General features: G+C 72.8%; 24 protein-coding genes. 7 read left to right on the forward strand and 17 right to left on the reverse strand.

Annotated elements, in window-relative coordinates:
* Positions 1-95 precede the first annotated feature (95 nt).
* A complete protein-coding gene (locus ACWGN5_RS18920) occupies positions 96-1,034 on the forward strand; it encodes a protein kinase domain-containing protein (protein WP_453516417.1) in 939 nt (312 codons plus the stop codon).
* On the opposite strand, the gene ACWGN5_RS18925 is transcribed toward ACWGN5_RS18920, so the two are convergent.
* The gene (locus tag ACWGN5_RS18925; protein ID WP_453516419.1) at positions 1,018-1,824 is read right to left on the reverse strand and encodes an SGNH/GDSL hydrolase family protein; all 807 of its coding nucleotides are present in this window, start codon (positions 1,822-1,824) and stop codon (positions 1,018-1,020) included. The genes ACWGN5_RS18920 and ACWGN5_RS18925 overlap by 17 nt on opposite strands.
* A gap of 180 nt (positions 1,825-2,004) precedes the next feature.
* Between ACWGN5_RS18925 and ACWGN5_RS18930 the strand changes: the two genes are divergently transcribed.
* Positions 2,005-3,135 (forward strand): DUF5925 domain-containing protein, encoded by a 1,131-nt coding sequence (locus tag ACWGN5_RS18930; protein ID WP_453516421.1) that lies wholly within the window; start codon positions 2,005-2,007, stop codon positions 3,133-3,135.
* Positions 3,136-3,146: 11 nt separating this feature from the next.
* Here ACWGN5_RS18930 and ACWGN5_RS18935 read toward each other — a convergent pair whose 3' ends face one another.
* The gene (locus tag ACWGN5_RS18935; protein WP_453516423.1) at positions 3,147-3,521 is read right to left on the reverse strand and encodes a GntR family transcriptional regulator; all 375 of its coding nucleotides are present in this window, start codon (positions 3,519-3,521) and stop codon (positions 3,147-3,149) included.
* Between the two features lie 74 nt (positions 3,522-3,595).
* On the opposite strand from ACWGN5_RS18935, the gene ACWGN5_RS18940 reads away from it, so the two are divergent.
* The gene (locus ACWGN5_RS18940) at positions 3,596-4,519 is read left to right on the forward strand and encodes an N-acetyltransferase family protein (RefSeq protein ID WP_453516425.1); all 924 of its coding nucleotides are present in this window, start codon (positions 3,596-3,598) and stop codon (positions 4,517-4,519) included.
* Entirely contained in the window at positions 4,500-5,000 is a 501-nt protein-coding gene (locus tag ACWGN5_RS18945) for a DUF402 domain-containing protein (protein WP_453516427.1), read from the forward strand. The genes ACWGN5_RS18940 and ACWGN5_RS18945 overlap by 20 nt, the downstream gene beginning before the upstream one ends.
* 89 nt (positions 5,001-5,089) lie before the next feature.
* On the opposite strand, the gene ACWGN5_RS18950 is transcribed toward ACWGN5_RS18945, so the two are convergent.
* The 4 genes from ACWGN5_RS18950 to ACWGN5_RS18965 form a co-directional block, all read right to left on the reverse strand.
* Positions 5,090-5,500, reverse strand: coding sequence for a DUF6299 family protein (locus ACWGN5_RS18950; protein WP_453516428.1), 411 nt, complete (start codon positions 5,498-5,500; stop codon positions 5,090-5,092).
* 126 nt (positions 5,501-5,626) lie between these two features.
* Positions 5,627-7,117 carry a tripartite tricarboxylate transporter permease gene (locus ACWGN5_RS18955; protein ID WP_453516430.1) on the reverse strand — a complete coding sequence of 497 codons (1,491 nt, stop codon included), beginning with the start codon at positions 7,115-7,117 and terminating at the stop codon, positions 5,627-5,629.
* Between the two features lie 3 nt (positions 7,118-7,120).
* Positions 7,121-7,654 (reverse strand): tripartite tricarboxylate transporter TctB family protein, encoded by a 534-nt coding sequence (locus ACWGN5_RS18960; protein ID WP_453516432.1) that lies wholly within the window; start codon positions 7,652-7,654, stop codon positions 7,121-7,123.
* A complete protein-coding gene (locus ACWGN5_RS18965; RefSeq protein WP_453516434.1) occupies positions 7,651-8,634 on the reverse strand; it encodes a Bug family tripartite tricarboxylate transporter substrate binding protein in 984 nt (327 codons plus the stop codon). The genes ACWGN5_RS18960 and ACWGN5_RS18965 overlap by 4 nt, the downstream gene beginning before the upstream one ends.
* 135 nt (positions 8,635-8,769) lie before the next feature.
* Here ACWGN5_RS18965 and ACWGN5_RS18970 point away from each other — a divergent pair, with 135 nt between their 5' ends.
* The gene (locus tag ACWGN5_RS18970) at positions 8,770-9,438 is read left to right on the forward strand and encodes a response regulator (protein WP_453516435.1); all 669 of its coding nucleotides are present in this window, start codon (positions 8,770-8,772) and stop codon (positions 9,436-9,438) included.
* Between the two features lie 31 nt (positions 9,439-9,469).
* Here the strand turns inward: ACWGN5_RS18970 and ACWGN5_RS18975 are convergent, their stop codons facing one another.
* Positions 9,470-10,087, reverse strand: a complete 618-nt coding sequence (locus ACWGN5_RS18975; protein ID WP_453516437.1) for a hypothetical protein — start codon at positions 10,085-10,087, stop codon at positions 9,470-9,472.
* Between the two features lie 171 nt (positions 10,088-10,258).
* Between ACWGN5_RS18975 and ACWGN5_RS18980 the strand changes: the two genes are divergently transcribed.
* On the forward strand, positions 10,259-11,257 hold the full coding sequence (locus ACWGN5_RS18980; protein ID WP_453516439.1) for a lytic polysaccharide monooxygenase auxiliary activity family 9 protein: 999 nt from the start codon (positions 10,259-10,261) through the stop codon (positions 11,255-11,257).
* On the opposite strand, the gene ACWGN5_RS18985 is transcribed toward ACWGN5_RS18980, so the two are convergent.
* From ACWGN5_RS18985 to ACWGN5_RS18995, 3 genes are all read right to left on the reverse strand, one after another.
* On the reverse strand, positions 11,254-12,123 hold the full coding sequence (locus ACWGN5_RS18985; protein WP_453516441.1) for an esterase/lipase family protein: 870 nt from the start codon (positions 12,121-12,123) through the stop codon (positions 11,254-11,256). The genes ACWGN5_RS18980 and ACWGN5_RS18985 overlap by 4 nt on opposite strands.
* A gap of 168 nt (positions 12,124-12,291) precedes the next feature.
* Positions 12,292-13,251 (reverse strand): DNA polymerase Y family protein, encoded by a 960-nt coding sequence (locus tag ACWGN5_RS18990; RefSeq protein ID WP_453516443.1) that lies wholly within the window; start codon positions 13,249-13,251, stop codon positions 12,292-12,294.
* Positions 13,248-16,703 carry a DNA polymerase III subunit alpha gene (locus tag ACWGN5_RS18995; RefSeq protein WP_453516445.1) on the reverse strand — a complete coding sequence of 1,152 codons (3,456 nt, stop codon included), beginning with the start codon at positions 16,701-16,703 and terminating at the stop codon, positions 13,248-13,250. The genes ACWGN5_RS18990 and ACWGN5_RS18995 overlap by 4 nt, the downstream gene beginning before the upstream one ends.
* A 149-nt stretch (positions 16,704-16,852) precedes the next feature.
* Here ACWGN5_RS18995 and ACWGN5_RS19000 point away from each other — a divergent pair, with 149 nt between their 5' ends.
* The gene (locus ACWGN5_RS19000; RefSeq protein WP_453516447.1) at positions 16,853-17,893 is read left to right on the forward strand and encodes a DUF3533 domain-containing protein; all 1,041 of its coding nucleotides are present in this window, start codon (positions 16,853-16,855) and stop codon (positions 17,891-17,893) included.
* Between the two features lie 55 nt (positions 17,894-17,948).
* Here ACWGN5_RS19000 and adhE read toward each other — a convergent pair whose 3' ends face one another.
* From adhE to ACWGN5_RS19035, 7 genes are all read right to left on the reverse strand, one after another.
* On the reverse strand, positions 17,949-20,543 hold the full coding sequence (gene adhE, locus ACWGN5_RS19005; protein ID WP_453516448.1) for a bifunctional acetaldehyde-CoA/alcohol dehydrogenase: 2,595 nt from the start codon (positions 20,541-20,543) through the stop codon (positions 17,949-17,951).
* Between the two features lie 165 nt (positions 20,544-20,708).
* Positions 20,709-21,590: a S1 family peptidase gene (locus tag ACWGN5_RS19010; RefSeq protein WP_453516450.1), complete on the reverse strand. Its 882-nt coding sequence runs from the start codon at positions 21,588-21,590 to the stop codon at positions 20,709-20,711.
* A 63-nt stretch (positions 21,591-21,653) separates the two neighbouring features.
* Positions 21,654-22,511, reverse strand: coding sequence for a S1 family peptidase (locus ACWGN5_RS19015; RefSeq protein WP_453516451.1), 858 nt, complete (start codon positions 22,509-22,511; stop codon positions 21,654-21,656).
* Positions 22,512-22,710: 199 nt separating this feature from the next.
* Positions 22,711-23,499 carry a DUF1684 domain-containing protein gene (locus tag ACWGN5_RS19020; RefSeq protein WP_453516453.1) on the reverse strand — a complete coding sequence of 263 codons (789 nt, stop codon included), beginning with the start codon at positions 23,497-23,499 and terminating at the stop codon, positions 22,711-22,713.
* A 5-nt stretch (positions 23,500-23,504) separates the two neighbouring features.
* A complete protein-coding gene (locus tag ACWGN5_RS19025) occupies positions 23,505-24,806 on the reverse strand; it encodes an NtaA/DmoA family FMN-dependent monooxygenase (RefSeq protein WP_453516455.1) in 1,302 nt (433 codons plus the stop codon).
* Entirely contained in the window at positions 24,803-25,810 is a 1,008-nt protein-coding gene (locus tag ACWGN5_RS19030) for an LLM class flavin-dependent oxidoreductase (RefSeq protein WP_453516457.1), read from the reverse strand. The genes ACWGN5_RS19025 and ACWGN5_RS19030 overlap by 4 nt, the downstream gene beginning before the upstream one ends.
* Before the next feature lie 46 nt (positions 25,811-25,856).
* Positions 25,857-26,831, reverse strand: coding sequence for an ABC transporter substrate-binding protein (locus ACWGN5_RS19035; protein WP_453516459.1), 975 nt, complete (start codon positions 26,829-26,831; stop codon positions 25,857-25,859).
* Between the last annotated feature and the right edge of the window lies 1 nt (position 26,832).

Consider the following 26,832-nt stretch of genomic DNA (forward strand, 5'->3'; position numbering starts at 1 on the left):
GGTGTGATCTCCGACACCAAGATCGTCCGGACCTTCACGAGAGGGACCCGCGCAGGACCGGAGCCCCGCGGACGCCCCTCGGCTACCGTGGATCCATGACGGTGATCGCGGGTCGTTACCGGCTTCTCGACGTCCTCGCCGAGGGGGCGACGGGCACCGTCTGGCGCGCCCTGGACGAGACGGACCGGCACGAGGTGGCCCTCAAGGAGCTCCGCGCCCCGGCCGGACTGCCGGCGGACGAGGTGCCCCTGTTCCACGCGCGGCGGGAGCGGGAGGCGCGGGCCGCCGCGCGGATCTCCCACCCCTCCGTCGTACGGGTCCTCGGCGTGGTCACGGAGGACGGCCGGCCCTGGGTGGTGACGGAGCTGGTCCGCGGGCTCACCCTCGCCGAGACCCTGGACGCGGCCGGACCGCTGCCGGCGCGGGAGGCCGCGCGCGTCGGCGCCGAGGTCCTCGCCGGTCTGCGGGCCGCACGGGAGGCGGGCGTGCCGCACCGGGGCGTGACGCCGGGGCGGGTGCTGCTCGCGAACGACGGGCGGGTCGTGGTCACCGGCTTCGGCGGCGCGCCGGACGACGACGCGGGCCCGGAGGCGGAGCTGCGCTCCGTCGGGGCGCTCCTGGAGGCGGCGGCGGACGACCGGTCAGGTCCCCTGGGGGCCGTGGTCGACGAGCTGACGGGCGAGGATCTCGCCGTGACGGCCGATCAGGCGGAGCGGGAGCTGCGCCGGGTGGCGGCGGGCGGTACGCCGAGGACCGGGGAGGCGGTGGAGGCCTCGGTCCCGCCCCGTACGGACGGGGGCGACGACACCGGCACCGGGACGTCGCCCGCGCCCTCCCCGCGGTCGGCGCCCGCGCGGACAGCGCCCCGCCGGGGTCCCGTCCTGGTGGCCGGGCTCGTCGGGGCGCTGCTGATCGCGGGTGTGTTGACGTATCAGGCGGTACGGGACGACGGACCGGGCTCCGGGCCGGAGCCGGGCGGAGTCACGAGCACCGCTCCGGCGGAGCCCGGCGGGTCGGCTACAGCGCCCCGTTGAACGAGGGCAGGTAGCCGCCGGACTGTCCGGCCGCCGTCGGGTGGTAGGACTCGCCGATGTTGAGCCAGTTGACGCTGTGCAGCCAGGCGGAGCCCGAGCAGATCTCGTGCCCGGTGAACGCGGGGACGACGCTGGCGAAGGTGAAGCCGTGGTCGGCCGCGCGCTTGGCGGTGGCCGCGTTGAGGTAGTCGGAGGCGTTGTTGATGGCGCTGCGCTCGTTCTCGCTCAGGCCGGCGATGCAGCTGCCGCCGAGCTGGTAGAAGCGCGGGTAGCCGAGGACGACGACATGGGCGGACGGCGCCTTGCCGCTGATGGCGTTGTAGACGGAGTCGAGCTTGCCGGGGAGCGTGGAGTCCACGTAGGCCTTGGCCTGATTCACTCGGTTGATACAGGTGGCCTCGGACTGGAGCACGCAGGTCGTCATGACGTCGGCGAAACCGGCGTCATTTCCCCCGATCGTGATCGAGACCAGGTCGGTGGCGGCCGAGAGGGGTCCGAGCTGATTGGCGGTCACATCACCCGTTCGGGCGCCCGAGCAGGCGGTGAAGGCGAACGAGGAGGGTGCGTTCGCGTTCTTCCAGAGGACCGGGTACGCCTTCGTTGAGCGCTTGCAGTCGCCGCTGGCGCTGTCGTAACTCCCGGAGCCCACACCGGAGGAGTACGAGTCCCCCAGGGCCACGTAGTCGAGTGCGGCGGTCTCGGCGGCCTGGGCGGCGCCCGCCCCGGTGAGGGCGAGGACGGCACCGAGGAGGAGCGAGGAGGAAACGGCGGCAAAACGGGACAGTCTCATGGAACCTCCCTGTAGCAGGATCTCTGCGCTACCAGGTAGTAGCATCGGATCCGCCGAGCCGGAAGTGTTCATGTCAAAACTGGGAGTGAACACCGGCTGATCCTCCGTCAGGGACCGTCGAGATCAGGCCAATCGGAGCAGGCGCAAAAACCGGTGCGCCACCCGGGCGCTTGCCCGATCATGGGCGTCATGTCCGACACCCCCGCCGTACCGTCCACCCCACGACAGCCGACGACCGCCTCGCTGCCCGTCATCGTCAACCTCGACGACAGCGACTCCCCCGGGGACGTCCTGGACGCGCTGTTCCTCGACCGGTTCGCCACCGGGGAGCAGCCGCACGCGCACAGCACCACCCTGGACCGGGCGAAGCCCGACGCGACCCTGCTCCCCGAGGGGGCCAGGGTCCTGCGGGCCGCGAAGGACGACGACCGCAGCTCGGTGCTCGCCGAGGGCGAGGGCTGGACGATCCTCTCCTCCCGCTGGAACCGGCGCGCGGACGTGACCGTCACCGCCACCGACCCGGAGCTGGCGAAACGAATCCTCGCCGAGGCCACGGACGGGGCGAAGGACGAGCCCGAACCGGAGCCCGAGGACGTGACGATGGGCTTCTGGTACGTGGCTCCGCAGCGCGGACCGCGCCGGATGACCCGCCGGATCAGCGCCGGGACCTGGGAGGAGGTCCGGCCCAACTACTCGGCACCGGTGGCCGATGCCATGGACCGGCTGATGAAGGTCACTCCCGAGGACATCGCCGGCCGGCTCCTGCTCCTCCACGGCCCGCCGGGCACCGGCAAGACCTCGGCGCTGCGGACCCTGGCCCGGGCGTGGCAGGACTGGTGCCAGGTCGACTGCGTGCTCGACCCGGAGCGGCTCTTCAACGACATCGGCTATCTGATGGACATCGCCATCGGCGAGGACGACGGCACCGCGAAGGAACGCTGGCGGCTGCTGCTCCTCGAGGACTGCGACGAACTGATCCGCGGCGGGGCGAAGCACACCGCGGGGCAGGCCCTGTCACGACTGCTCAACCTGACGGACGGGCTGCTCGGCCAGGGGCGCAACGTCCTGGTCGGCGTCACCACCAACGAGGACCTGGAGCGGCTGCACCCGGCGGTGGTCCGGCCGGGCCGCTGCCTGGCCCGCATCGAGGTCGGGCCGCTGACCCGGGCCGAGTCCGTGGAGTGGCTGGGCCGCGAGGAGGACGTGCCGCGCGAGGGCGCGACGCTGGCGGAGCTGTTCGCGCTGCGCCGCGGCACGCCCTCGGCGGACCTCCCGGAGCCCCGTACCTCAGGGGCGGGCCTCTATCTCTGACGGAGGGGCCGTCAGTTGTCGTACGCCGCCCGCAGGGCCTCGTTCAGCGCGGCCTCCGCGGCCTCGCGGCTGAGGCCGAGCCGGCGGGCCTCCTCCGCGAACTGGGCGGCGGCGGAGGCGGCCCGGCGGCTCGCCGCGTCACCCGCGGCGGCGACGAAGGTGCCGTGGCGCCCCCGCGTCTCGATGACTCCGTCCGCCTCCAGGGCCTTGTACGCCTTGGCGACCGTGTTCGCGGCGAGGCCCAGCTGCTCCGCGAGCCCCCGTACCGTCGGCAGCTTGTATCCGACCGGCAGTCTGCCCGACCGGGCCCGCTCCGAGATCTGGGCTCGCAGTTGTTCGTAGGGAGCGGTGGTGGATCCGTGGTCCACGGCGATGGTGAGTGTCACCCCGCCGATTCTGCCCCCACCCCACCGGTAAATGGGAGGCGGCGGTGCGTCCGGCGCCCGTAGCGTGCCACCACATGACTGTGATCGTCCGTGATGTACGGCCCGAGGACGCCGAGGGCTTCGCCCGGGTCCGCCGGGCAGCCGTGCCCTTCATGCTCGCGACCGCCGAGCAGCTCGCCTTCGACTGGGCGCACGCCCACCCCGACAGCCACTACCGGCCGCTGGTCGCCGTGACCGAGGACGGCGCGATCATCGGGACCGCGCAGGTGGGCATCGCGCACGACGCGCCGCGGCCCGGCATCGGCTACGCCAACGTGTACGTCGACCCCGCGCACCAGGGGCTCGGCGCGGGGACGCTGCTGCTGCGCGCCGCCGAGGAGTACCTCGCCGAGCGGGGCGCGCGGACCGTGTACAGCTGGGCCCTGGACGAGCCGGCGAACCACGCCTGGGCCGAGCGGCGGGGCTACTCCTCCAGCCGTTCCGCGCACTTCCTCCGGCTCGACCTGACGACGGCCGGACTGCCGCCGCTCCAGGACCCGCCGGCCGGCGTCGAGCTGCGCACGGCCGAGGACTTCGCGGCCGACCCGCGGCCGCTGTTCGAGCTGGACGCCGTGACGACCGCGGACGAGCCGGGCGACGTGGGCACCGAGCTGGCGGACTACGCGCACTGGCTCAGGACCACCTGGGAGCATCCGCTGCTCGACCGGGCGCTGACGACGGTCGCGGTGGTGGACGGGGTGCCGGCGGCGTTCAGCGCGGCGCAGACGGACGGCCTCGGCCGGTACTCCTCGGGGATGACCGGCACCGCGCCGGCGTTCCGCGGCCGCGGGCTGGCGAAGCTCGCCAAGAACGCCTCGCTGCACCGGGCCAGGGCCGCGGGCTGTGTGGAGGCCTTCACCGGGAACGACGCGGGGAACGGCCCGATGCTGGCGATCAACAAGTGGTTCGGTTACGAGATCGGTGCTACGGAGGTGCGGTATGTCCGGACGATCGGTTGAGATCACCCTGACGAAGGCGGGCCGGACGAAGATCCGGTACCCGGCCGAGGTGCTCACGGAGGAGGGTGCCCGGCTGTCGGTGCGCGCCCCGTGGGCGGCCGAGGGGGTGCGGGACTTCGGCTTCGTGCGGTTCGAGCCGGGTGACGTGTTCGTGGAGCACTACTGGCGCGACCGCTGGTTCACGGTCAAGGAGGTGTGGTCGGCCGACGGCGCCCTGAAGGGCTGGTACTGCGACATCACCCGGCCGGCCGTGATCGACGGCTCCGGAGTGGTGATCGAGGACCTGGACCTGGACCTCTGGGTGTCGGCGGACGGCAGCGAGGTGCTGCGGCTCGACGAGGACGAGTTCACGGCGAGCGGTCTCGCCGCCTCCGACCCGGAGGCGGCGGCCCGTGCCGTGGAGGCCCTCGACGAGCTGGAGGTGCTCGGCCGGGAGGGCCTGATCGAGCTGCTCGGTCGGCGCGGTTCGACGTCCGGCTGATCGAGCTGCTCGGTCGGCGCGGTTCGACGTCCGGCTGATCGAGCTGCCCGGTCGGCGCGGTTCGACGTCCGGCTGATCGAGCTGCTCGGTCAGCGCAGTTCGACGTCCGCCTGCTCGGCGGCGAGGAAGCCGGGCAGCGGCAGGCCCGACGCGCCGGCCGTGAGCTGCATCAGGGTGGCCTCCACCCGGGCGGCGCCCGGCTGGTAGGCGGGCTCCTTCACGACGGCGCTGTTGGCCCAGGTGTGGAGGTGCCCGTCGCAGACGGCGCGGGTCCCGCCGATGCCGGTGGAACGGCTCCCCTGCTTGAGGGTGGAGCTGACGAAGACGGGCCCCTCGCTGTCGTCGAGGCAGCGGTACGTGCCGGAGACGGTGACCGTCGCGTCGGCGGCGAGGGTCCCGTACGCGTCGACGGTGAGGCCGTCGGCCCCTCCCGCGTGGGCGAGAGGGGCGACGGCGGCGGTGAGCAGGGCCGCGGCGGCGAGGACGAGGCGGACGCGCATGGGCGGGGTCCCTTCGGGGGTGGGGGGAAGACGCTGCCCGCCAGGGATACCCGATCCGGCCGCCGACGGTCCGAATCTCACCCCATCGGGGGCGAGTTGACGGCCGGTACGCATACCGTCGTACGGTCAGTGCGCGGCGCGCCCGGCGGTCGCCTTCCGCACCAGCGGCCAGGCGAGCAGGACGAGCACGACCGTGTAGACCGCGACCGAGAACGGGGTGTTCACCAGGCCCGTCAGGGAGCCGTCGCTGATCTGGAGGGCGCGGCGCAGCTGCTGCTCGGCGGCCGGGCCGAGGATGACGCCGATGACCGCCGGCAGCACCGGAAGGCCGTAGCGCCGCATCCCGAGGCCGATCAGACCGATGACGAGCAGCACGATCAGGTCGAACGCCTCGCCGCCCACCGCGTACGCCCCGACGGCGGCGAAGAAGAGGATGCCGGCGTACAGGTACGGGCGCGGGATGCGGAGCAGCTTGGCCCAGACGGGCGCGAGCGGCAGGTTGAGCGCGAGCAGCAGCACCATGCCGACGAACAGCGAGGCGATGAGGCCCCACACCAGCTCGGGTTCCCGCTCGAAGAGCAGCGGGCCCGGCTGGATCCCGTACTGCTGGAAGGCGGCCAGCATCACGGCGGCGACGGCCGTCGTGGGCAGCCCGAGGGTCAGCATGGAGACGAGCGTGCCGGCGGCGGAGGCCGAGGCCGCGGACTCGGGGCCGGCGACGCCCTCGATGGCGCCCTTGCCGAACTGGTCCCTGTGCCGCGAGAGACGCTTCTCCGTGACGTACGAGAGGAAGGTCGGGATCTCCGCGCCGCCGGCCGGGATCGCGCCGAACGGGAAACCGATGAGGGGACCGCGCAGCCAGGACTTCCAGGTGCGCCGTACGTCGTCCCTGCCGAGCCAGGGGCGGCCGACCGGGATGGCCTCCCCCGAGGTGCGGCGCAGGTGCGCGGCGACCCAGAGGGCCTCGCCGATCGCGAAGAGGCCGACCGCGACGATGACGACGTCGATGCCGTCGGCGAGCTGGAGCGAACCGAAGGTGAGGCGCTGCTGCCCGGTCATCTGGTCGAGTCCGACCAGGCCGATCGTGAGCCCGATGAGCAGCGAGGCGAGGCCGCGGATGCGGGAGGAGCCGAGGACCGAGGTCACCGCGATGAAGGCGAGGACCATGAGGGCGAGGTAGTCGGGGGCGCCGATGTCGACGGCGAGCGCGGCGACGGTCGGGGCGAGGACGACGAGCAGGATCGTGCCGATCATGCCGCCGGCGAAGTGCCCGACGGCGGCGGCCGCGAGGGCCTGCGCGCCGCGCCCGGCCTTGGCCATCGGATTGCCCTCGATGGCGGCGACGAGGGCGGCGCTCTCACCGGGGGTGTTGAGGAGGATCGAGGTGGTGGAGCCGCCGAACATGGCGCCGTAGTAGATGCCGGCGAACATGATGAACGCGCCGGTCGGTTCGAGCCCGTAGGTCACCGGGAGCAGCAGGGCGACGGCCATGGCGGGGCCGATGCCGGGCAGGACGCCGATGGCGGTGCCGAGGAGCACGCCGATGGCCGCCCACAGCAGGTTCATCGGGGTGAGGGCGGTGCCGAAGCCGTCGATGAGGGAGTTCAGGGAATCCATGGGTCAGATCACTCCCATCAGCGGGCCGCCGGGCAGCGGGACGCCGAGCAGCTGGTCGAAGACGGCGTAGGTGAGGAGCGAGAGGGCGGCCGCGATCAGCGGGTCGCGGTGCGGGTGGCGGCTGCCGAGGGCGTAGGCCGCGCCCCAGAAGAGGAGGGCGCCGGCGACGGGGAAGCCGAGGGGGCCGATGAGGACGGCGAAGGCGAGGAACACGCCGGTGAGGAGCAGGACGGTGCGCCAGTCGGCGGGTTCGGTCAGGTCGATGTCCTCGCCGCCCTCGGCCTCGCCCCGGCCGCCGCGCAGCACGTCGACGGTGAGGAGGACGGCGACGGCGAGGAGGCCGCAGCCGACGACGAGGGGGACGGTCGCGGCGCCGACGGGGCCGCGGCCCGCGACGTCGGCGTCGAGGGTGAGGGCGTCGGTGAGGACGAGGACGCCGAGGAGGAAGAGGAGGGCGCCGACGCCGAGTTCGGACCTCCCGCGCAGCAGGGTCTTCTTCGCCGGGGTCGTCACAGGGGTCTTCTCGGTGGTGGTCACAGTCCGAGCTCCTTGAGGACGGAGCCGACCCGCCGGTCCTGCTCGGTGAGGAAGTCACCGAACTCCGCGCCGGGCAGGAAGGCGTCGTTCCAGCCGTGGGTCTTCAGCGACTCGCGCCACTGCGGGGAGCCGTGCAGCCCGGTCACGAGCGCGACGAGCTTGTCGCGCTCGGCGTCGGAGAGGCCGGGCGGGGCGACGATGCCGCGCCAGTTGGTGAACTCGGTGTCGAGGCCGGCCTCGCGGAGGGTGGGGGCGTCGAGACCGGGGACCCGCTTCGGGCCGGTGACGGCGAGGAGGCGCAGCTCCCCCGCCTTGATCTGGTCGAGGTACTCGCCGACGCCGGAGACGCCGAAGCCGACCTTGTTGCCGAGGATGGAGGCGAGGAGCTCGCCGCCGCCGTCGAAGGGGACGTAGTTGACGTCCTTCGGTGCGATCCCGGCGGCCTGGGCCATCAGCATGGGGGCGAGGTGGTCGGGGCCGCCGGGCGAGGAGCCGCCGCCGACGGGCAGCTTGCCGGGGTCCTTCTTCCAGGCGGAGAGGAGGTCCTGGATCGTCTTGTACGGGGAGTCCTTGCCGACCACGACGATGTCCTGCTCCTCGGTGAGCCGGGCGATCGGGGTGGTGTCGGCGAGGGTCCTGGGCGTCTTGTTGGTGTGGACGGCGCCGACGACACCGAGGCCCATGGACATGGCGAGCCGGCCGTTGCCGCGCTCGCCGACGAGCCGGGTGAGGCCGACGGTGCCGCCCGCGCCGGGCAGGTTGAAGACCTCGACGTCGCCGGTGAGTCCGGCCTCCTCGACGTTCTTCGCGGCGGTGCGGGCGGTGATGTCGTATCCGCCGCCCGGGGTGTTGGGGACCATGAAGCGCAGGCCGGGTATCGCGGTGCCGGTGTCGGAGCCGGTGCCCGGGCTGAGCAGCGGCGGGCCCACGAGCACCAGGAGAGCCGCCCCGAGGAGGGCGAAGGGGGTGCGCAACCGCACGTGTGCCGCCTCTCAAGTAGGAGGGAAATGGGGGTGTGAGGTGGCCCACATGTTGCCCTCGCGTTAAGAAGCTGTCTCTCTTCCGCAATCAACGGACGTTGTGGTCGTTGTGGTCGGGACCTAGCGTGGGTCGGCGTGACGAAGGTGCTGGTCGTGGACGACGACTTCATGGTCGCCAAGCTGCACTGCCGCTACGTGTCGGCGGTGGCGGGCTTCACCGTGGCCGGGGTCGCGCACAGCGGCGCGGAGGCTCTCCACGCGGCCGAGCGGCTCCGCCCCGACCTGGTCCTGCTCGACGTCTTCCTGCCCGACATGGACGGGGTCCGGGTGCTGCGGGAGCTGCGCGCGGCGGGTCTGGGCATGGACGCGCTCTTCATCACCGCCGCCCGTGACGTCGGCACGATCCGCTCGGCCCTCCGCGCCGGGGCCCTGCACTACCTGATCAAGCCGTTCACCCAGGCCGCCCTGCACGAGCAGCTGCGGCACGTGGCCTCCCTCCGCAGCCGCCTCGACGAACTCGACGAGGCCCGCCAGGAGGACGTCGACCAGATCTTCGGCACCCGCCCGCGCGGCTCCCGCGAACTGCCGAAGGGCCTCGCCCCGCACACGGCCGACCTGGTCGACTCGGTCCTGCGCGCCCACCCGGAGGGCCTCTCGGCCACGGAATGCGCCGAAGCGGGCTCCCTCTCCCGCGTGAGCGCCCGCCGCTACCTGGAGTACTTCGCGGAGACGGGCCGCGCGGAGGTCACCCTCCGCTACGGCGGCACGGGCCGCCCGGAACGCCGGTACCGACGGCTGGGGTAGGAGCGGGCGGCGGGCCGCCGGACGGCCCCGCTCAGGAACCGGCCGCGTCCTCGTGGAGGGCCCTGCGGATCGCGTCGCGGGCGTCCTGGTCGATGGACTCGTCCTCGGCCAGGGAGACGAGGGCGGCACGGGCGGAGGGGAGGGCGCGGACGCAGACGAGTGCCAGGGTGGCCCGTTCGACGGCCATCCGCCGCCGGATGTAGAGCGCGGCCAGCTCGGGGAACCAGGGGTCGAGGGCGTCGAGGTCGTCGGCGATGCCGCACCAGTACAGGGCCGGTTCGACGACGAATCCGGCGATCCGCCACACCCAGCGGCCCTCGCGGAAGTCGGTGGTGTCCAGGCCGTCCGCGACACAGGCGGCCTCGACCTCGGCCAGCTGCCCGACGGTGAGGCGGGGCAGGTCCTTCACCCTCTCGCGCAGGATCTCGTGGCAGAACCAGTCGTCCGGCGGATCCTCGTCGTCGGAGAAGAACTTGAGGTCCGGGTAGTCGCGCGGCTCCGGCGCGTCCAGCCGGGCGGGCGGCAGGCCGGCCTCCAGGACGCCGCGGACGAGCGCCCACCGCTCGGGGGTCTCCTCGTCGGGCCAGTGGCCCCAGCTCCTCGGGAGCGCCCGCAGGCCCTCGGGGAAGACGGGGGTGTCGTCGGTCATCCGGCCTCCTTCTCGGCGGTCCCGGGCGCTGTTCCTCAGCCGCCTCTTACCTGTGCCTTAAAGCCATCCTAAGAATCCCCGTCTCCCCTTCTCCACCGGCTTTTCCGCAGCCGGTGGCGGCTAGCGTGCCGGTCGTCCCCACCCCCCGCCCTCACGTCAGGAGCTGTCCCCATGACCTCTCGTCGCACGGCAACGGCCGCCGCCACCGCCGCTCTGGTCCTGTCCGGGCTCGCCGTCGCCCCCGGTGCCTCCGCGCACGGGTCGATGACCGACCCGGTGAGCCGGGTCTCGGCCTGTTACGCGGAGGGGCCCGAGGCGCCGAGGTCGGCGGCGTGCAAGGCGGCGGTGGCGGCGAGCGGGACTCAGGCGTTCTACGACTGGAACGCGGTGAACATCGCGAACGCGGCGGGTCAGCACCGGCGGCTGATCCCGGACGGCAGGCTGTGCAGCGCGGGCAACGACAAGTACCGGGGGCTCGACCTGGCGCGGGCCGACTGGCCGGCCAGCGGCATGAAGGCCGGCGCGCACACCTTCCGGTACAAGGGGACCGCCCCGCACAGGGGTTCGTTCGCGCTGTACGTGACGAAGGACGGGTACGACCCGTCGAAGCCGCTGAAGTGGTCGGACCTGGAGGAGCGGCCGTTCGTGACGGTGACCGACCCGGGGATGCAGAACGGCGACTACGTGTTCCAGGGGACCGTGCCGAAGAAGTCGGGGCGTCATCTCATCTACTCGATCTGGCAGCGCTCCGACTCCCCCGAGGCGTTCTACACCTGCTCGGACGTGGTGTTCGGGCAGGACAACGGCGGTCAGGACGACGGCGGTCAGGACGAGGGCGGTCAGGGCAGTGGCGGTACGGAGCCGGCGCCGAGCGCCTCCGCGCCCACCGACGAGCAGATCGAGGCCGGCGAGGGCCAGTCCTCGGTCGAGCACGGCGGGCACGGGGGCCATGGGGGTGGCGCCGGTGAGGCGGCGGCGAGCACGGCCCCGGCCCGGACGCCGTCCCCCAACGCCCCCGCCCCCGCCGCCGGTTCGGGTTCCGGTACGGAGCTCGCCGAGACGGGCGGCGACGCCACCACGCCGTATCTCGCGGTCGGTGGCGCCGCCGTGCTCGCGCTCGGTGCGGCGGTGCTCTTCGGGACGGGCCGGCGGCGCCGGACCCGCGGCTAGCCGATCACCGAGAGGCAGGTGGTCTCCGTCGCGTGGGCCGGGTCGAGGGCGTTGGCGACCTCGTGGAAGGTGACCCGGTCCACCGTGCCGATGGCCACGTGCTCGGACAGGTCGAGCGCGCACTTGTCCTGGATGAGGACGTTGGTGACGTTCGGGCCGGTCAGGAACTGGGAGCGGTACGGGGTGACGACCTCGTCGTACTGGCTCGCGATGACGTGGTAGCGGACCCCGGGCACGGTGTCGCCGCCCTCGTTGAGCTTGGTGATGAAGGCCGAGCCGGCGATCTGGTCGGCGAGGCCCGGGGTCGTGGAGCTGATGAGGTCCTCGGCGCCGGGGAAGTACGGCAGGAGCTTGGTGAGGCCGAGCAGGGTGGTGCCGTGGTTGTCGGGGGCGATGCCGACGAGCGTGTTCACCTTCTCGGCCCCGCCGAGGAACTTGAGGTACCAGCGGGGCATCATGCCGCCCTGCGAGTGTCCGACGAGGTCGGCCTCGGGGGCGCCGGTGGCGGCGAGGACCCGGTCGACGTAGGTGTCGAGCTGTCCGGCGGAGGCGGCGATGGGTCCGAGCCCGTTGAAGAAGGGGACGCCCGGCAGCTGGCCGTAGTCGAGGGAGAAGACGCAGTAGCCCCGGTTGACCAGGTAGGGGGCGAGGGCCAGCCAGTTGTCGACGGAGTTGCCGAAGGTGCCGTGGACGAGGACGACGGGCCGCGGGTGCGCGGCGGACGGCTTGCAGGAGAAGTCGTTCCAGCCGCGGCTGGGGGCGGTGTCGGCGTGGGCGGCGGCGGTGGGGGCGAGGGTGGCGGCGGCGGTGAGGAGCAGGACGGACAGGGCTCTGACCGTGCGCTTCCAGGACTTCGCGGACAGCATCGGGCGATCTCCTTGCGGCTCAAGGGGAAGGTGGGGGTGCTGTGCCCTGCGGTCCGGACCACAAGTGGGGATGCTCTCCAGCCAAGCTACGCACGGGTAGCCTCGACTGGGAAGTTACGCGTCGGTAAAAAGTGGTGTGTCGTCACCGGGGCGCCGACGGGGGCGGGTTCAGGCCGCCAGGGAGCCCGGGACGATCGCTCGCGGGCCGTACTTCGCCCGCGCCCGGTCCGCCACCGCCTCGATCCGCCGGGCCTTCTCGTCGGTCGGGTCGAAGGTCAGCTGGTGGGTGGCGTGTTCGGCGGGGGCGAGGCCCTCGGCGCGCAGGGCGATGCCCCGTACCCGGGCCCGCTGGAGGCCGAAGGAGTCGTGGATCGTGTACGCGAGCGCGGTGAGCGCCGCCGAGTGGGCGGTCCGTTCGGGCAGGGTGCGGCTGCGGGTCGTGGTGCTGCGGTCGGCGTACCGCACGGTGACCGCGAGTCCCCGGCAGACCTGGTCCTCGGTCCGCAGCCGGGCGCCCAGTTCCGTGGCCAGGGAGAGGAGGGCCCTGCGCTGTTCGGTCCGGTCGGTCTCGTCGTGCGGGAAGGCGCGCTCGGCGGCGATCGACCGGGAGGCCGCGTTCGGGACGACGGGGGTGCGGTCGATGCCCTGGGCCTTCTCCCACAGCTCGCGGCCGGCCTTCGCGCCGACGAGCCGCTGGAGCACGGCGAGCGGCGCGTCGGCGACGCGGCCCGCGGAGTCGAGTCCGTAGCCGCAGAGGGTACGGGCGGTGGCGCGGCCGACGCCGTCGAGGTCGACGACCGGCCGGTCGCGCAGGAAGGCCGCCGGGTCCTCGACGACCAGGGTGACGCCGGGCCGGGCGTCGCGGGCCGCGAGCCGGGCCAGCATCGGGTTGGGGCCGGCGCCGATGACGCAGTCGACGCCGTGCAGGGCGAGCGCGCGGACCCGGATGACCGAGGCGAGTTCGGCGGGGCTCCGGCCGAAGTAGCGCAGCGCGCCGCGCACGTCGGCGAGCGCCTCGCAGGGCGGGGCGGCCTCGACGACGGGGGTGAACTCGCGGAGCAGGTCGACCAGTCGGGGCAGGACCGCCTCGTCCGTCGACTCCAGGCGGAAACGTACGCAGAGGATCATCCCGCGCTCCCCGGGCTGCTGTGCCACAGCTTCCGCGACGGCGTCGCGGTGCCTTCCCCGGCCGGCCGGAGGTCGGCCCAGGGGTTCATCTCGTAACCGGTGGACATCGTGATCCGGCGGCCGCTGTCGGCGCTCTCGCCGGCGGGCGCCGTCGCGGCGAGCCGCTCCCCCACCGCGTCCAGGCCGCCGGTGGCCCGCAGTTCGACCAGTTCGGCGAGGTTCCAGGCGGCGGAGCCGACGACGCTGAGGCTGCGCGGGCCGCGCCGCTGCACCACGCCCCGGACGAGCAGCAGCCAGGAGTGGAAGACGGTGCGGGCGCAGGCCTCGTGGGCGTCGTCGAAGAAGGCGAGGTCGACCAGGCCGGTGCCGTCGTCGAGGGTGCTGAAGATGACGCGTTTCCCGGAGCGGATGGGCGGGGTCTGGGTGGCGGCCTTGGCGCCCGCGACGAGGACGGTCTGTCCGTGGGCGGCGGAGCGCAGCCGCTGGGCGGAGACGACGCCGAGTTCGCGGAGGAAGGCGTGGTGGTCGCTCATGAGGTGGCGGGAGGCGTCCATGCCGAGGATGCCCAGCTCGGCGCTGAGGCGTTCGGTCTCGTCGAGGTCGGGCAGGCCGATGGGGGCGGTCTTCCCGCCCTGGGCGAGCGGGAGCTGGCCGCCGTGGGAGGCGGCTCCGCGGTGGATGCGGCGGAGTTCGGTGAGGTGGAGCAGCAGGTCGCGGCGGTTGGCGCCGAAGGCGTCGAGGGCGCCGACCTGGGCGAGGCGTTCGGCGACGGGGGTGCGCGGGCGGGCCCGTTCCCAGAAGTCGAGCAGGGAGGCGTAGGGCTGTCCGTCCTCGATGCGGGCGCTCTCGGTCTCGCTGATGCCGTGGACGTCGGCGAGGCCGAGCCGGAGTCCCCACACCACAGGGTTCTCGGACACCAGTTCGATACGGTGGGCGGCCGCCGAGTGGTTCACGTCCAGCGGCAGCACCGGCACCCCGCGCCGCCGGGCGTCCGCGAGCAGCAGCCGCTTGGGGTACATGCCGGGGTCGTGGGTGAGCAGCCCCGCGTAGAAGGCGGCCGGGTGGTGCGCCTTGAGCCAGGCCGACTGGTAGGTCGGCACGGCGAAGGCCACCGCGTGCGCCTTGCAGAAGCCGTACGAGCCGAAGGCCTCGACGATCTCCCAGGTGCGGGCGACGACCTCGGGGGCGTATCCGCGCGCCGAGGCCCGCTGGGCGAACCAGGCCTCGATCCGGCCCTGCGACTCGGGGTGCGAGAGCCCGCGCCGGACCTGGTCGGCCTCGGCCCGGTCGCAGCCGGTCATGATCCGTACGATCTCGATGATCTGCTCGTGGAAGACGACCACGCCGTACGTCTCCTTCAGGGTCTCCTCCAGGTCGGGGTGCGGGTAGCGGACGGGGGCGCGGCCGTGCCGGGCCTCGATGAAGGGGCGGACCATGTCGGCGGCGACGGGTCCCGGCCGGAAGAGCGAGATGTCGACGACGAGGTCGTGGAAGGTCGCGGGCTGGAGCCGGCCGACCAGGTCGCGCTGGCCCGGGGACTCGATCTGGAAGCAGCCGAGGGTCTCGGTGGAGCGGATCAGCCGGTACGTCTCGGGGTCGCCCTCCGGGACCGCGTCGATGTCGGGCCGGGTGCCGGTGGCGCGCTCGACCTCGGTGACGGCGTGGGCCATCGCGGACTGCATGCGCACGCCGAGGACGTCGAGCTTGAGCAGTCCGAGGTCCTCCACGTCCTCCTTGTCGAACTGGGACATGGGGAAGCCCTCGCCGCTGGTGGGGACCACGGGGGTACGGGTGAGCAGCGAGGCGTCCGAGAGCAGCACCCCGCAGGGGTGCATGGCGATCCCGCGCGGCAGCGCGTCGAGCGCCTCGACCAGCTCCCAGAAGCGGCCGAACTTCGCCCCTTCCCGTCGCGACTCCCCTGCCAGTTCGCGCAGTTCGGGCAGTTCGTCGAGGGCGGCGAGCGCGTCCCGGGCGCGGATGTGCGGGAAGGCCTTGGCGATCCGGTCGGTCTCGGCCGGGTCCAGGGAGAGGGCGGCGCCCACGTCCCGTACCGCGTGGCGGACCCGGTAGGTCTCGGGCATGGAGACGGTGGCGACCCGTTCGGTGCCGAAGCGGTCGATGATCGCCCGGTAGACCTCCAGGCGGCGGGCGGACTCCACGTCGATGTCGATGTCGGGCAGGGCGGTGCGGCGTTTGGAGAGGAACCGTTCCATCAGCAGGCCGTGCTCGACCGGGTCGGCGTGGGCGATGCCGAGGAGGTGGTTGACGAGGGAGCCGGCGCCGGAGCCGCGGGCGGCGACCCGGATCCCCATGGACCGGACGTCGTCGACGACCTGGGCGACCGTCAGGAAGTAGGTGGCGAAGCCGTGGTGGGCGATGACGTCCAGCTCGCGGTGCATCCGGTCCCAGTAGTCGCGCCGCTTCTCGTACCCCTTCAGGACCATGCCGGCGGCGGCCCGGGAGGTGAGGACGCGCTGGGCGGTGCGGTGCTCCGCGCCGACGAGGTACGGCTCCGGGAAGTGCGCGGAGCCGATGCCGAGGTCGTCCTCGGGGTCGACCAGGCACCCGGCGGCGAGTTCCGCGGTCCGGTCGAGGAGCCGGCGGGCGGCGTCCGGGCGGAAGCCCGCCGCCTCGACGATCCGCTCGGCGGCGGCCGTCATGCCGTCGGGTCCTTCGGCGCCCTTGAGCCAGGCCTCTCCGCTGTCGAGCTCCTTGCGGGGGTCGACGGGGACGAGGCGGCGGGCGGAGTCGAGGACGTCGGCGACCGGGCCCTGGCCGGGGTCGGCGTACCGGACGGCGTTGCTGAGGACGGGCCGCACGCCCTGTTCGGCGGCGAAGCCGACGGTACGGGCGGCGAGCCGCAGGGAGCCGGGCCCGGTGCCGGTGCGCCCGTGGTGGACGGCCTCCAGGCGGAGCGCGTCGCCGTACCGCTCGCGCCAGGGGGCGAGCAGCCGGGCGGCCCGGTCGGGGCGGCCGGCGGCGAGGGCGCGGCCGACGTCGGAGGCGGGCCCGAGCAGGACGTACAGACCCTCGCCGGCCAGGGCGGTCCTGGGCAGCAGGGGGTGTTCCGTTCCCCCGGCGTGGGCGGCGGTGACCATCGCGCAGAGGGCGGCCCAGCCGGTGCGGGAGCGGGCGAGGAAGAGGGCGCGGGGCGCGGACTCGTCGACGAAGGCCCCGCCCCGGACGGGGACCCGGCGGGCGGAGCCGCGGTCGGCGGGGTCGTGCTCGGGGACGGCGGCCTCGTACGCGAGGTCCACGCCGAACAGCGGCCGGACCCCCTCCTTCTCGCACGCCTTGGCGAAGCGGACGGTGCCGGAGAGGGTGTCGCGGTCGGTCAGGGCGAGGGCGTCCATGCCCCGCTCGGCGGCGCGGGCGGCGAGGCGCTCGGGGTGCGAGGCGCCGTAGCGCAGGGAGTAGCCCGAGGCGGTGTGCAGATGCGTGAAGCCTGGCATGGCCGGTGCACCTCCCGCGCTCCGCATTGATTCGTACGTACGTTCCCATCCCCCTGAACCCAGCGTAGCTCATCTTCGAACATCCGTACGATAACCCGTTCGGACCTGTCCCACCTGCGGGAACACCCACCGCCCCGGAGCGTGGGGGCATGAGTTTCGTCGATGAACTGAAAAGCGCCGTCACCCCCCGAGCCGCCCTGCTCGTCGTCGGCGTCTTCGCCCTCCAGCTCCTGTTCATCGCCTCGTACGTCGGGGCCCTGCACGATCCGAAACCCACGGACGTCCCCTTCGGCGCGGTCGCCCCCGGACAGGCGGCGAACGTCCTGGCGGACCGGCTGGAGAAGCTGCCGGGCGATCCCCTCGACCCGCGGACGGTCGCGGACGAGGCCGAGGCGCGGGACCAGATCCTGAACCGGGACATCGACGGGGCCCTGATCGTCGACCCGCGGGGCCGCACCGACACCCTGCTCGTCGCCTCCGGCGGCGGCACCGTGCTCTCCTCCACCCTGCAGTCGATGATCACGAAGCTGGAAGCGACCCAGGGGCGCACGGTGAGGACCGTCGACGTGGCCCCCGCCTCGCCGGAGGACTTCGACGGACTCTCGGCCTTCTACCTGGTCGTCGGCTGGTGCGTCGGCGGCTACATCTGCGCCGCGATCCTGGCGATCAGCGCGGGCTCACGACCGGCCAACCCGCACCGGGCGATCATCCGGCTCGGGGTGCTCGCGCTCTACTCGGTCCTCGGCGGTCTCGGCGGCGCGATCATCGTCGGCCCGATCCTCGGCGCCCTGCCCGGCAGCGTCGCCGCCCTGTGGGGCCTGGGCACCCTGGTGGTCTTCGCCGTCGGCGCCGCCACCCTCGCCCTCCAGTCCGTCTTCGGGATCGTCGGCATCGGCCTCGCGATCCTGCTGATCGTCGTCGCCGGCAACCCGAGCGCGGGCGGCGCCTTCCCGGCGCCGATGCTGCCCCCGTTCTGGCGGGCGATCGGCCCCGCCCTGCCGCCGGGCGCGGGCACCTGGGCGGCGCGCTCGATCGCGTACTTCAAGGGCAACGACATGACCGCCTCGATGCTGGTCCTCTCGGCCTGGGCGGTCGTCGGCGCCGCGGTCACCCTCGTGATGTCCTCGCTGAAGCGGAAGCCGGAGACGGCGGAGCCGATCGCCGCGGAGCTGGGCGAGGTCAAGGCCTAGCCGGGCGACGAGAAGGCCCCCCCCGCACCGGCGGGGGCCTTCTCCGTGCCCGGGACTACTCGCCGTAGTACGCCCGGGTCATCAGCTCCTTCATCTCGTCGATCATCGGCATCCTCGGGTTGGCCGGCGCGCACTGGTCGGCGTAGGCGTTCATCGCCTGCTGCGGCAGGGCCGCCAGGAAGGCCGCCTCGTCGACGCCCTCCTCCCGGAAGGAGGCCGGGATGCCGCACCGGGTGCGCAGCTCCTCGACCGCGCGGGCGTAGGACTCCACGCCCTCCTCCGGGGTCGCGGCCGGCAGGCCGAGCGTCCGGGCGATCTCCTGGTAGCGCTCCGGGGCCCGGTAGACCTCGGCCTTCGGCCACGGCACGGCCTTGTGGGTGACGGTGCCGTTGTGCCGGATGACGTGCGGGAGCAGCAGCGCGTTGGTGCGGCCGTGGGCGACGTGGAAGGTGTTGCCGAGGGTGTGGGCCATGGCGTGGACCAGGCCGAGGAAGGCGTTGGCGAAGGCCATGCCGGCGATGGTGGACGCGTTGTGCATCTTCTCGCGGGCCTCGGGCGCCTTCGCGCCCCGCGTCACACAGGTCTCCAGGTTCTCGAAGATCAGCCTGATCGCCTGGAGGCACTGGCCGTCGGTGAAGTCGTTGGCGTAGGCCGAGACGTACGCCTCGGTGGCGTGGGTCAGGGCGTCGAAGCCGGAGTCGGCGGTGACCGTGGCCGGGAGGTTGAGCGGGAGGACCGGGTCGACGATGGCGACGTTCGGGGTGAGGGCGTAGTCGGCGAGGGGGTACTTCTGCGCGGCCTCGGGGTCGGAGATGACCGCGAAGGGGGTGACCTCGCTGCCGGTGCCCGAGGTGGTGGGGATCGCGACGAGCTTCGCCTTCTCGCCGAGCCCGGGGAAGCGGTAGGCGCGCTTGCGGATGTCGAAGAACTTCTCCTTGGTGTCCGCGAACTCGACCTCGGGCCGCTCGTACATCAGCCACATGATCTTCGCCGCGTCCATCGGGGAGCCGCCGCCGAGGGCGATGATCGTGTCGGGCCGGAAGTCCCGCAGGGCGGCGGCGCCGGCGCGGACGGTGGCGAGCTCCGGGTTGGGCTCGACGGAGTCGATGACCTGGATCGTGACCGGTTCCTCGCGGCCGTCGAGGATGTCGGTGACCTTCCGTACGAAGCCGAGGTCGCTCATCGTCCGGTCGGTGACGATCGTGACCCGCTCCAGGCCCTCCATCTCGCCGAGGTAGCGGATGGCGTTCCGCTCGAAGTAGATCTTCGGCGGGACCTTGTACCACTGCATGTTGGTGGTGCGCCGTCCGATCCGCTTGATGTTGAGCAGGTTGACCGCGGTGACGTTGTTCGAGACGGAGTTGTGTCCGTACGAGCCGCAGCCGAGGGTGAGCGAGGGCAGGAAGGCGTTGTAGACGTCGCCGATGCCGCCGAAGGTGGAGGGGGCGTTGACGATGACCCGGATCGCCTGGACCCGCTTGCCGAACTCCTCGGCGAGCTCCTCGTCCTCGGTGTGGATCGCGGCGCTGTGGCCGAGGCCGTGGAAGGCGACCATGCGGGCCGAGAGGTCGAGGCCGTGCTCGGTGGAGTCGGCCCGCAGAGCGGCCAGGACCGGGGAGAGCTTCTCGCGGGTGAGCGGCTCGTTCTCGCCGACCTCGGCGCACTCGACGAGCAGGATCGAGGTGTCTTCGGGGACCTCGAAGCCGGCCTGCTCGGCGATCCACACCGGGGACCTGCCGACGACGTCCGCGTTGAGCTTCGCGCCGCCGCAGTTCGTGGCGTAGGCGGTGGTGCCGAAGACGTACTCCTCCAGCTTGGTCTTCTCGGCGGCGGTGACGACGTGGGCGCCGAGCCGCTCGAACTCGGCGATGCCCTCCTCGTACACCTCGGCGTCGAGGATGACGGCCTGCTCGGAGGCGCAGATCATGCCGTGGTCGAAGGCCTTGGAGAGCACGATGTCGTGGATCGCGCGCTGCAGCCTCGCGTCCTTGGCGACGTACGCGGGGACGTTGCCCGCGCCGACGCCGAGGGCGGGCTTGCCGCACGAGTAGGCGGCCTCGACCATCGCGTTCCCGCCGGTGGCGAGGATGGTGGAGACGCCCTCGTGGTGCATGAGGAGGCCGGTGGCCTCCATCGAGGGCTCCTCGATCCACTGCACGCACCCCTCGGGCGCGCCGGCGGCGACGGCGGCGTCGCGGACGGTCCGGGCGGCCTCGGCCGAGCACTTCTGCGCGGACGGGTGGAAGGCGAAGACGACGGGGTTACGGGTCTTCAGCGCGATCAGCGCCTTGAAGACGGTCGTCGAGGTGGGGTTGGTGACGGGGGTCATCGCGCAGATCACGCCGACGGGCTCGGCGATCTCGGTGATGCCGTTCAGCTCGTCGCGGCGGACGACCCCGACGGTCCTGAGACCGGCCATCGAGTGGGTGACGTGCTCGCAGGCGAAGAGGTTCTTCACCGCCTTGTCCTCGAAGAGGCCGCGGCCGGTCTCCTCGACGGCGAGCCGCGCCAGCTCGCCGTGCGCGCCCAGCGCGGCGAGCGAGGCCTTCTTGACGATGTGGTCGACCTGCTCCTGGTCGAGGGCCTCGAAGCGGTCGAGCGCCGCGAGGGCCCTTTCGACGAGTCCGTCCACCATCCGCGTCGCGTCCATCGCGGGCCTCCTTCGCACGTCCCTTTTCTCTCCTCTCCCAGTCGACACCCGCCGGAGGAGCGACGGGGCCGGGGAAAGGCCTCGGAGGGAGGGCCGAAGGTCCTGGAAGGAGCGGTCCCTCCCGCCGCCGCGAGGCCGCCGGAGGGACCGCGTCACCAGGGGGGATCAGTAGACGCTGACCCCGTAGGCGCTGAGCGCCTCCGTCACGGGCTGGAAGAAGGTCGTGCCGCCCGAGGAGCAGTTGCCGCTGCCGCCGGAGGTGAGACCGATCGCCCTGCTGCCCGAGTAGAGCGGGCCGCCGGAGTCGCCGGGCTCGGCGCAGACGTTGGTCTGGATCATGCCGTAGACGATGTCGCCGCCGCCGTAGTTCACGGTGGCGTTCAGGCCGGTCACCGTGCCGCTGTGGGTGCCGGTGGTGGAGCCGCGGCGGGTGACGGACATGCCGACGGTGGCGTTGGCGGCGCTGGTGATGTCGACGCTGCCGACCGTGCCGGACTTGGTGACCGAGGTGTTGGTGTAGCGCACGATGCCGTAGTCGTTGGTCGGGAAGCTCGACCCGGCGGTGCTCCCGAGCACCGTGCTGCGCGAGGAGTTGGACCACCAGGTCCCCGCGCCGTCGGTGCAGTGGCCGGCGGTGAGGAAGTAGTAGTTCCCCGCGCTGTCCCTGACGTTGAAGCCGAGCGAGCAGCGCCAGCTGCTCGCGTAGATGGCGTCGCCGCCGGAGATCAGCTTGTTGAAGGTGCCGGGGGTGCGCTCGATGCGCAGCGCACCGGCGTTGGCGCCGGCCTGGCGCTTGATCTTGGCGATCTCCGCCGGCGAGACGGTGGAGTCGACGGTGACGACGACCTGGCCGGTGGCGGCGTCCGTGCGCCAGGCGGTGCCCGCCACGTCGGCGGCGAGGACGGCGTCGCCCGCGGCGGAGAGCTGGGTGGCGCTGAACGTCTGCGCGGAGTCGGCGCTGGCGGTGGGGACGCCGAGCGTCGCGGCGGCGGCGACGAGGCCGGCGGTGAGGGCGAGCAGCCGGAACTTCTTCGTGGGGGTGGTCACTTCGTGTTCCTCCTGTGTGGGGGGATCAGTGGGTGTCCGTGCGGGTTCGGAAGAGGCTCGGGATCAGAAGAGGCTGACGTTGTACTTGGCGAGGGCCTCCGGCACCGGCTGGAAGAAGGTGGTGCCGCCGGTGGAGCAGTTGCCGCTGCCGCCGGAGGTGAGGCCGAGCGCCTTGGTGCCGTCGTACATCGCACCGCCCGAATCGCCGGGCTCGGCGCAGACGTTGGTCTGGATGAGGCCCTTCACGGTGCCGCCGCTGGAGTAGTGGACGGTGGCGTTGAGGCCGGTGACGGTGCCGCCACGGGTGCCGGTGGTGGAGCCGGAGCGCTTGACGGACTCGCCCACGTAGGCGTCGGCCGCGGTGAAGCCGCCGGGGTGGGTGAGCGAGGCGTTGTCGTAGCGGACCAGGGCGTAGTCGTTGCCCGGGAAGCTGGAGCCGACGGTGGCGCCGATCAGGGTCGACTGCGACGAGTTGGTGTACCAGGTGTTGGCGACGTTGCCGCAGTGGCCGGCGGTCAGGAAGTAGTACGTGGAGCCGCTGCGGACGTTGAAGCCGAGCGAACAGCGGTAGCCGCCGCCGTAGATGGCGTCTCCGGCGCCGAGGAGCGGCTTGAAGACGCCGGGGGTGCGCTGGACCCGGAGCGCCGAGGCGTCGGCGCCGGCCGCTCTGCGGATCTTGGCGAGTCCGGCGTCGGTGACGGTGGAGTCGGCGGTGACGACGACCCGGCCCGACGCCTGGTCGACGTACCAGGCGGTGCCGCCGACCCCGGCGGCCTCGACGGCGGCGTCGGCGCGGGCGAGCTGGGCGGCTCCGGCGGGTCCGGGCACGGGGGCGGCCTGGGCGCCGGGCAGTCCGAGGGCGGTCGCGGCGGCGAGACCGGCGGCGACGGCGAGCAGACGACGGGTGCGGGTGTTCCTCACTGTGCTCCTCACAATTCTCCTTCTGGGAAAAGCGGAGGGGCCCGTGGATGGCGGGCCCGTGAGGCGCCATCAGGTGACGTGTTCCTGACATGCACCGCCAGTGATAGTGGCCCTCCCGGGGCCGACGCACAAGACCGCCGTACGCACGGGCGCCCCCGGCCGGGACGGCCGGGGGCGTACCTCTGCGGAAAAAGCCAGGTCAGACGGCGCTCAGCCGCCGCTCCCCGGCAGCCACCGCGGTGTCCAGCGTGTTCCCGGGCGGCGGGAACGGGCAGATGAAGTGGTCCGCGAAGGCGCACGGCGGCAGCAGCGCACGGTTGAAGTCGACCGTCACCGAGCCGTCCGACGCCGGGGCCTCGGGCCGCAGGAAACGGAAGCGGTAGCTGTCCCGGCCGCTCGTGGCGTCCGCGAAGACCGCCCACAGGGTCCCGTCGTCCTCGACGGCCACCTGGAGGACGTGCTCGCCGCCGTGCAGCTCGAAGACCAGCTCACCGGAGAGCCCGAGACCGCGCTCCCGGCCGTCGGCGTTCTCCACCCGTACGCTGCGCGTCTCCGCGTACGGACGGAAGACGCCGGGCACCACCCAGCGCTCGTCGTACGGGGTGGCCTCGATGCCCCGGAAGGCGCCGCGCGCCTCGGAGCCGGGGTCGAAGTCCCGTACGGCCCAGAGCCCTTCGCGCCGCAGCACCACGAGCCGCCGGCCCGCCGACTCGACCCGGGACTCGTGGATCGGGCCGTGGTCGGCGGTGAGCCGGACCGTGCCCGCGAAGGGCTTGCCGTCGACGGTGAGCCCGTCCTCGGCACCCGCCGTCAGGACCACCTCGTCACCGTCCTCCCGCCACTCGCCGGGAACGGACGGAAGACGCCCCTCGGGGAAGTCCGCGAGCCAGTGGGTGCCCGTCAGGGAGAGCGGGCCGTACGAGGAGGCGACCGCCGCCTCGCGCTGCTCGTGCCAGTGCTGCCAGTCCTGCTGTGGATCCGTGCTCATGGTGTTCAACCTTTCCATACGGGCTCGGGAAGGCCGAGGTGCGACCGCAGCGTGGTGCCCGCGTACTCCGTACGGAAGACCCCGCGTTCCTGGAGCAGCGGGACGACCCGGTCGACGAAGTCGTCGAGCCCGCCGGGGGTGAGGTGCGGGACGAGGATGAAGCCGTCGGCGGCGTCCGTGGCGACGAACTCCTCCAGGGCGGCCGCGACGGTCGCCGGGGAACCGACGAAGGACTGGCGGGTCGTCGTCGCGATGACGGTCTGCCGGATCGACCAGCCCTTGGCCTCGGACAACGCCCGCCACTTCCTGGCGACCGCGACCGGGTCGGCGACCCGCACCCGGCCCTGGACGAGGGCGGAGTCCGGATCGGGGTCGACGTCGGGAAGCGGCCCGTCGGGGTCGTAGCCGGACAGGTCGCGCCCCCAGATCTGCTCGAGCGCGAGGATCGCGTTCTGCGGGGAGACCTGCTGCCGGCGGATCCCGGTCGCCCGCTCCTGCGCCTCGGCGTCGGTGTCGCCGAGGACGTACGTCACCCCCGGCATGATCTTCAGATCGCCGGGGTCCCTCCCGTACCGGGCGAGCCGCCCCTTGACGTCGGCGTAGAACTCCCGCCCGGCCTCCAGGGTCGAGTGCCGGGTGAAGATCACGTCAGCGGCCGACGCCGCGAACTCCCGCCCCTCACCGGAGTCCCCGGCCTGGATGACGACCGGCTGCCCCTGCGGAGAGCGCGGTACGGGGAACGAGCCCTCGATCCGGAACTGGGGCCCGCTGTGCGCGAAGGGCCGCGGCTCCCCGTCCGGGGTCCAGGAGTCCCACAACTCCCGTACCGTGCCCAGGAACTCCGCCGCACGCGTGTACCGGTCGGCGCGGTCCAGATAGCCGCCGCGCCGGAAGTTCTCGCCGGTGAAGGCGTCGGAGGAGGTGACCACGTTCCAGGCGGCCCGGCCGGCGCTCAGCTGGTCGAGCGAGGCGAGCCGACGGGCCAGTTCGTACGGCTCGTTGAAGGTGGCGTTGACCGTGGCGGCCAGACCGAGCCGCTCGGTGACGGCCGCGAGGGCGTTCAGGACGGTGATCGACTCGGGCCGGCCGACGACGTCCAGGTCGTGGACGCGCCCCGCGTGCTCCCGCAGCCGCAGCCCCTCGGCGAGGAAGAAGAAGTCGAAGAGCCCCCGCTCGGCGGTCCTGGCCAGATGCTCGAACGAGGAGAAGTCGATCTGCGAACCGGACCGCGGATCGGCCCAGACGGTCGTGGAGTTGACGCCGGGAAAGTGCGCGGCGAGATGGATCTGCTTCCTGCCCCGGCTCATGCCCCCACCCCCGTCGACGCGTACTGACTGACGGGCCGGACGAGCCCCAGATGATCGCGGAGGGTGACGCCCTCGTAGTCCGTACGGAACAGCCCACGCTCCCGGAGCCGGGGCACGGTCTCCCCGGCGAACCGCGCCAGATCCCGCTCGGGCACGGCCGGCACGAGATGGAACCCGTCGACGGCACCGCCCCCGTGCCAGCCGGCGATCAACTCGGCGAGCGCGCCGGGCCCACCCTGGTACGCATCGAAATCGACGACCAGCGAGAGCAGCACGCGCAGTTGCCCGGGGTCCCGGCCGTGCGCCCGGGCGGCCCGGTGCAGTTCCGCGCGGAGGGCGGCGGCCTCCTCCGCCGAGGCGGCCCGGACCAGGGCGACGTCGGCGTGGTGGGCCGCGGTGTCCCGGGCGGCGGGGCGGGTGGCGTCGACGACGGTCACCGGGTTGCCCTGCGGGGGCCGGGGCACGATCGAGGGCCCCTTGACGGAGAAGGTCGCCCCTTGGAAGTTCACGTAGTGCAGCTTGCGGCGGTCGATGAACCGTCCGGTGGCCACGTCCCGTATCTCGGCGTCGTCCTCCCAGCTGTCCCACAGCTTCCGGGAGACCTCGGCGACCTCGCCGGCCTCCTGCCAGAGCTCGGCGGTGGGCGGCGCGGGGCGCCGGCCGAGGAGCCGGGCCTCGGCCCCGGTCGGGGAGACCGCGATCCGCCAGCCCGCCCGGCCCCGGCTCACCCAGTCGAGGGTGGCGACGGCGGCCTGGACGTGGAAGGGCTCGGTGTGGGTGGTGGTCACGGTCGGCACGAGCCCGACGGAGCGGGTCTCGGGGGCGACGCGGGCGAGGACGGCGAGCGCGTCGAGGCCGGGCCCGGCGAAGGAGTCGTCGTGGGTGAGGAAGTCGAGCGCGGCGGCCTCGGCGACCCGGGCGAGCGCGACGGTACGCGAGGCGGTGTCGGCGGGCCCGGGGCCGCCGCCGAGCTCGGCGGCGAGGTGAAGTGGGGTACTGGTCATACAGGTCTCTCTCACTACAAGGACGGACCGAAGGGCGACGACGGCGTCAGTTCTTGGTGCGGGGCAGGCCGGGCGGGTTGATCTCCGACTTCGGCACGGCCTCGGTGCTCAGCCCCCACCGCTTGAGGACCTGCGCGTAGGTGCCGTTCTCGATGAGGTGGTCGATCGCGGCCGCGTACGCGGCGACGAGCCCGCTGTCCTTCTTCGTGGTGGCCGCGATCTTGCCCTGGAGTCCGGCGCCCGCTCCGCTGAACTTGCCGACCGCCTCGGTCTGTCCGGCGGAGGCCACGTGGTACGCGACGGTGGGGTTGGGCCCGAGGTAGCCGTCGATCCGGCCGGACTGGAGCGCGAGGTAGTAGTCGGTCGTGTTGTCGTAGTACTTGATGTCGACGCCCTTGCGGCCGGCCTTCTCGTTCTGCCGGGACCAGTCGACCAGGATCTTCTCCTGGTTGGTGCCGCTGCCGACGGCGATCCGCTTGCCGGACACGTCCTCGGGTCCCTTCACCGTCCAGCCGGACCCCTTCTTCGCCTCGAAGGCGAGGTCGTCGAGGCGGTAGGTCGCGAAGTCGTACTTGTCCTTGCGCTCCTCGGTGACGGTGACGTTGGAGAAGACGCCGTCGTACTTGCCGCTGTCCAGGCCGACGAAGAGGTTCTCCCAGGAGACGGGGTTGAACTCGGGCTTCAGGCCGAGGGTGTCGGCGACGAGGGTGGCGAGGTCGAGCTCGACGCCGATCAGGGTCGTGTCGTCGGTGGCGCGGAAGGCGAGCGGCGGGTTGCTCTTGGCGGAGACCCCGAGGATCAGGGTGCCTCTCTTCCTGACGGCCTCGGGCAGCTTGCCGGCGATGGCGTCGACCTTGGCGGTGTGGATCCGGTTCTGGTTCGGGCCGATGTTGATGCCGGTGTCCTTCTGTCCCTCCGGCTTGATCTGCTCGACGGCGGCGTCGCCCGCGCCGCAGGCGGTGAGGACTCCGAGGGCGGTGAGCGAGGCGAGGGCGGTGAGAACGGCGCGACGGGTCTTCATG

The organism is Streptomyces sp. NPDC055815 (assembly GCF_053616475.1).

Coding starts and splice junctions, on each gene's coding strand:
- ACWGN5_RS18920 (WP_453516417.1), top strand. CDS start 96: ATGACGGTGATCGCGGGTCGTTACCGGCTTCTCGACGTCCTCGCCGAG.
- ACWGN5_RS18925 (WP_453516419.1), bottom strand. CDS start 1,824: ATGAGACTGTCCCGTTTTGCCGCCGTTTCCTCCTCGCTCCTCCTCGGT.
- ACWGN5_RS18930 (WP_453516421.1), top strand. CDS start 2,005: ATGGGCGTCATGTCCGACACCCCCGCCGTACCGTCCACCCCACGACAG.
- ACWGN5_RS18940 (WP_453516425.1), top strand. CDS start 3,596: ATGACTGTGATCGTCCGTGATGTACGGCCCGAGGACGCCGAGGGCTTC.
- ACWGN5_RS18945 (WP_453516427.1), top strand. CDS start 4,500: ATGTCCGGACGATCGGTTGAGATCACCCTGACGAAGGCGGGCCGGACG.
- ACWGN5_RS18950 (WP_453516428.1), bottom strand. CDS start 5,500: ATGCGCGTCCGCCTCGTCCTCGCCGCCGCGGCCCTGCTCACCGCCGCC.
- ACWGN5_RS18955 (WP_453516430.1), bottom strand. CDS start 7,117: ATGGATTCCCTGAACTCCCTCATCGACGGCTTCGGCACCGCCCTCACC.
- ACWGN5_RS18975 (WP_453516437.1), bottom strand. CDS start 10,087: ATGACCGACGACACCCCCGTCTTCCCCGAGGGCCTGCGGGCGCTCCCG.
- ACWGN5_RS18980 (WP_453516439.1), top strand. CDS start 10,259: ATGACCTCTCGTCGCACGGCAACGGCCGCCGCCACCGCCGCTCTGGTC.
- ACWGN5_RS18985 (WP_453516441.1), bottom strand. CDS start 12,123: ATGCTGTCCGCGAAGTCCTGGAAGCGCACGGTCAGAGCCCTGTCCGTC.
- ACWGN5_RS18990 (WP_453516443.1), bottom strand. CDS start 13,251: ATGATCCTCTGCGTACGTTTCCGCCTGGAGTCGACGGACGAGGCGGTC.
- ACWGN5_RS18995 (WP_453516445.1), bottom strand. CDS start 16,703: ATGCCAGGCTTCACGCATCTGCACACCGCCTCGGGCTACTCCCTGCGC.
- ACWGN5_RS19000 (WP_453516447.1), top strand. CDS start 16,853: ATGAGTTTCGTCGATGAACTGAAAAGCGCCGTCACCCCCCGAGCCGCC.
- adhE (WP_453516448.1), bottom strand. CDS start 20,543: ATGGACGCGACGCGGATGGTGGACGGACTCGTCGAAAGGGCCCTCGCG.
- ACWGN5_RS19020 (WP_453516453.1), bottom strand. CDS start 23,499: ATGAGCACGGATCCACAGCAGGACTGGCAGCACTGGCACGAGCAGCGC.
- ACWGN5_RS19025 (WP_453516455.1), bottom strand. CDS start 24,806: ATGAGCCGGGGCAGGAAGCAGATCCATCTCGCCGCGCACTTTCCCGGC.
- ACWGN5_RS19030 (WP_453516457.1), bottom strand. CDS start 25,810: ATGACCAGTACCCCACTTCACCTCGCCGCCGAGCTCGGCGGCGGCCCC.
- ACWGN5_RS19035 (WP_453516459.1), bottom strand. CDS start 26,831: ATGAAGACCCGTCGCGCCGTTCTCACCGCCCTCGCCTCGCTCACCGCC.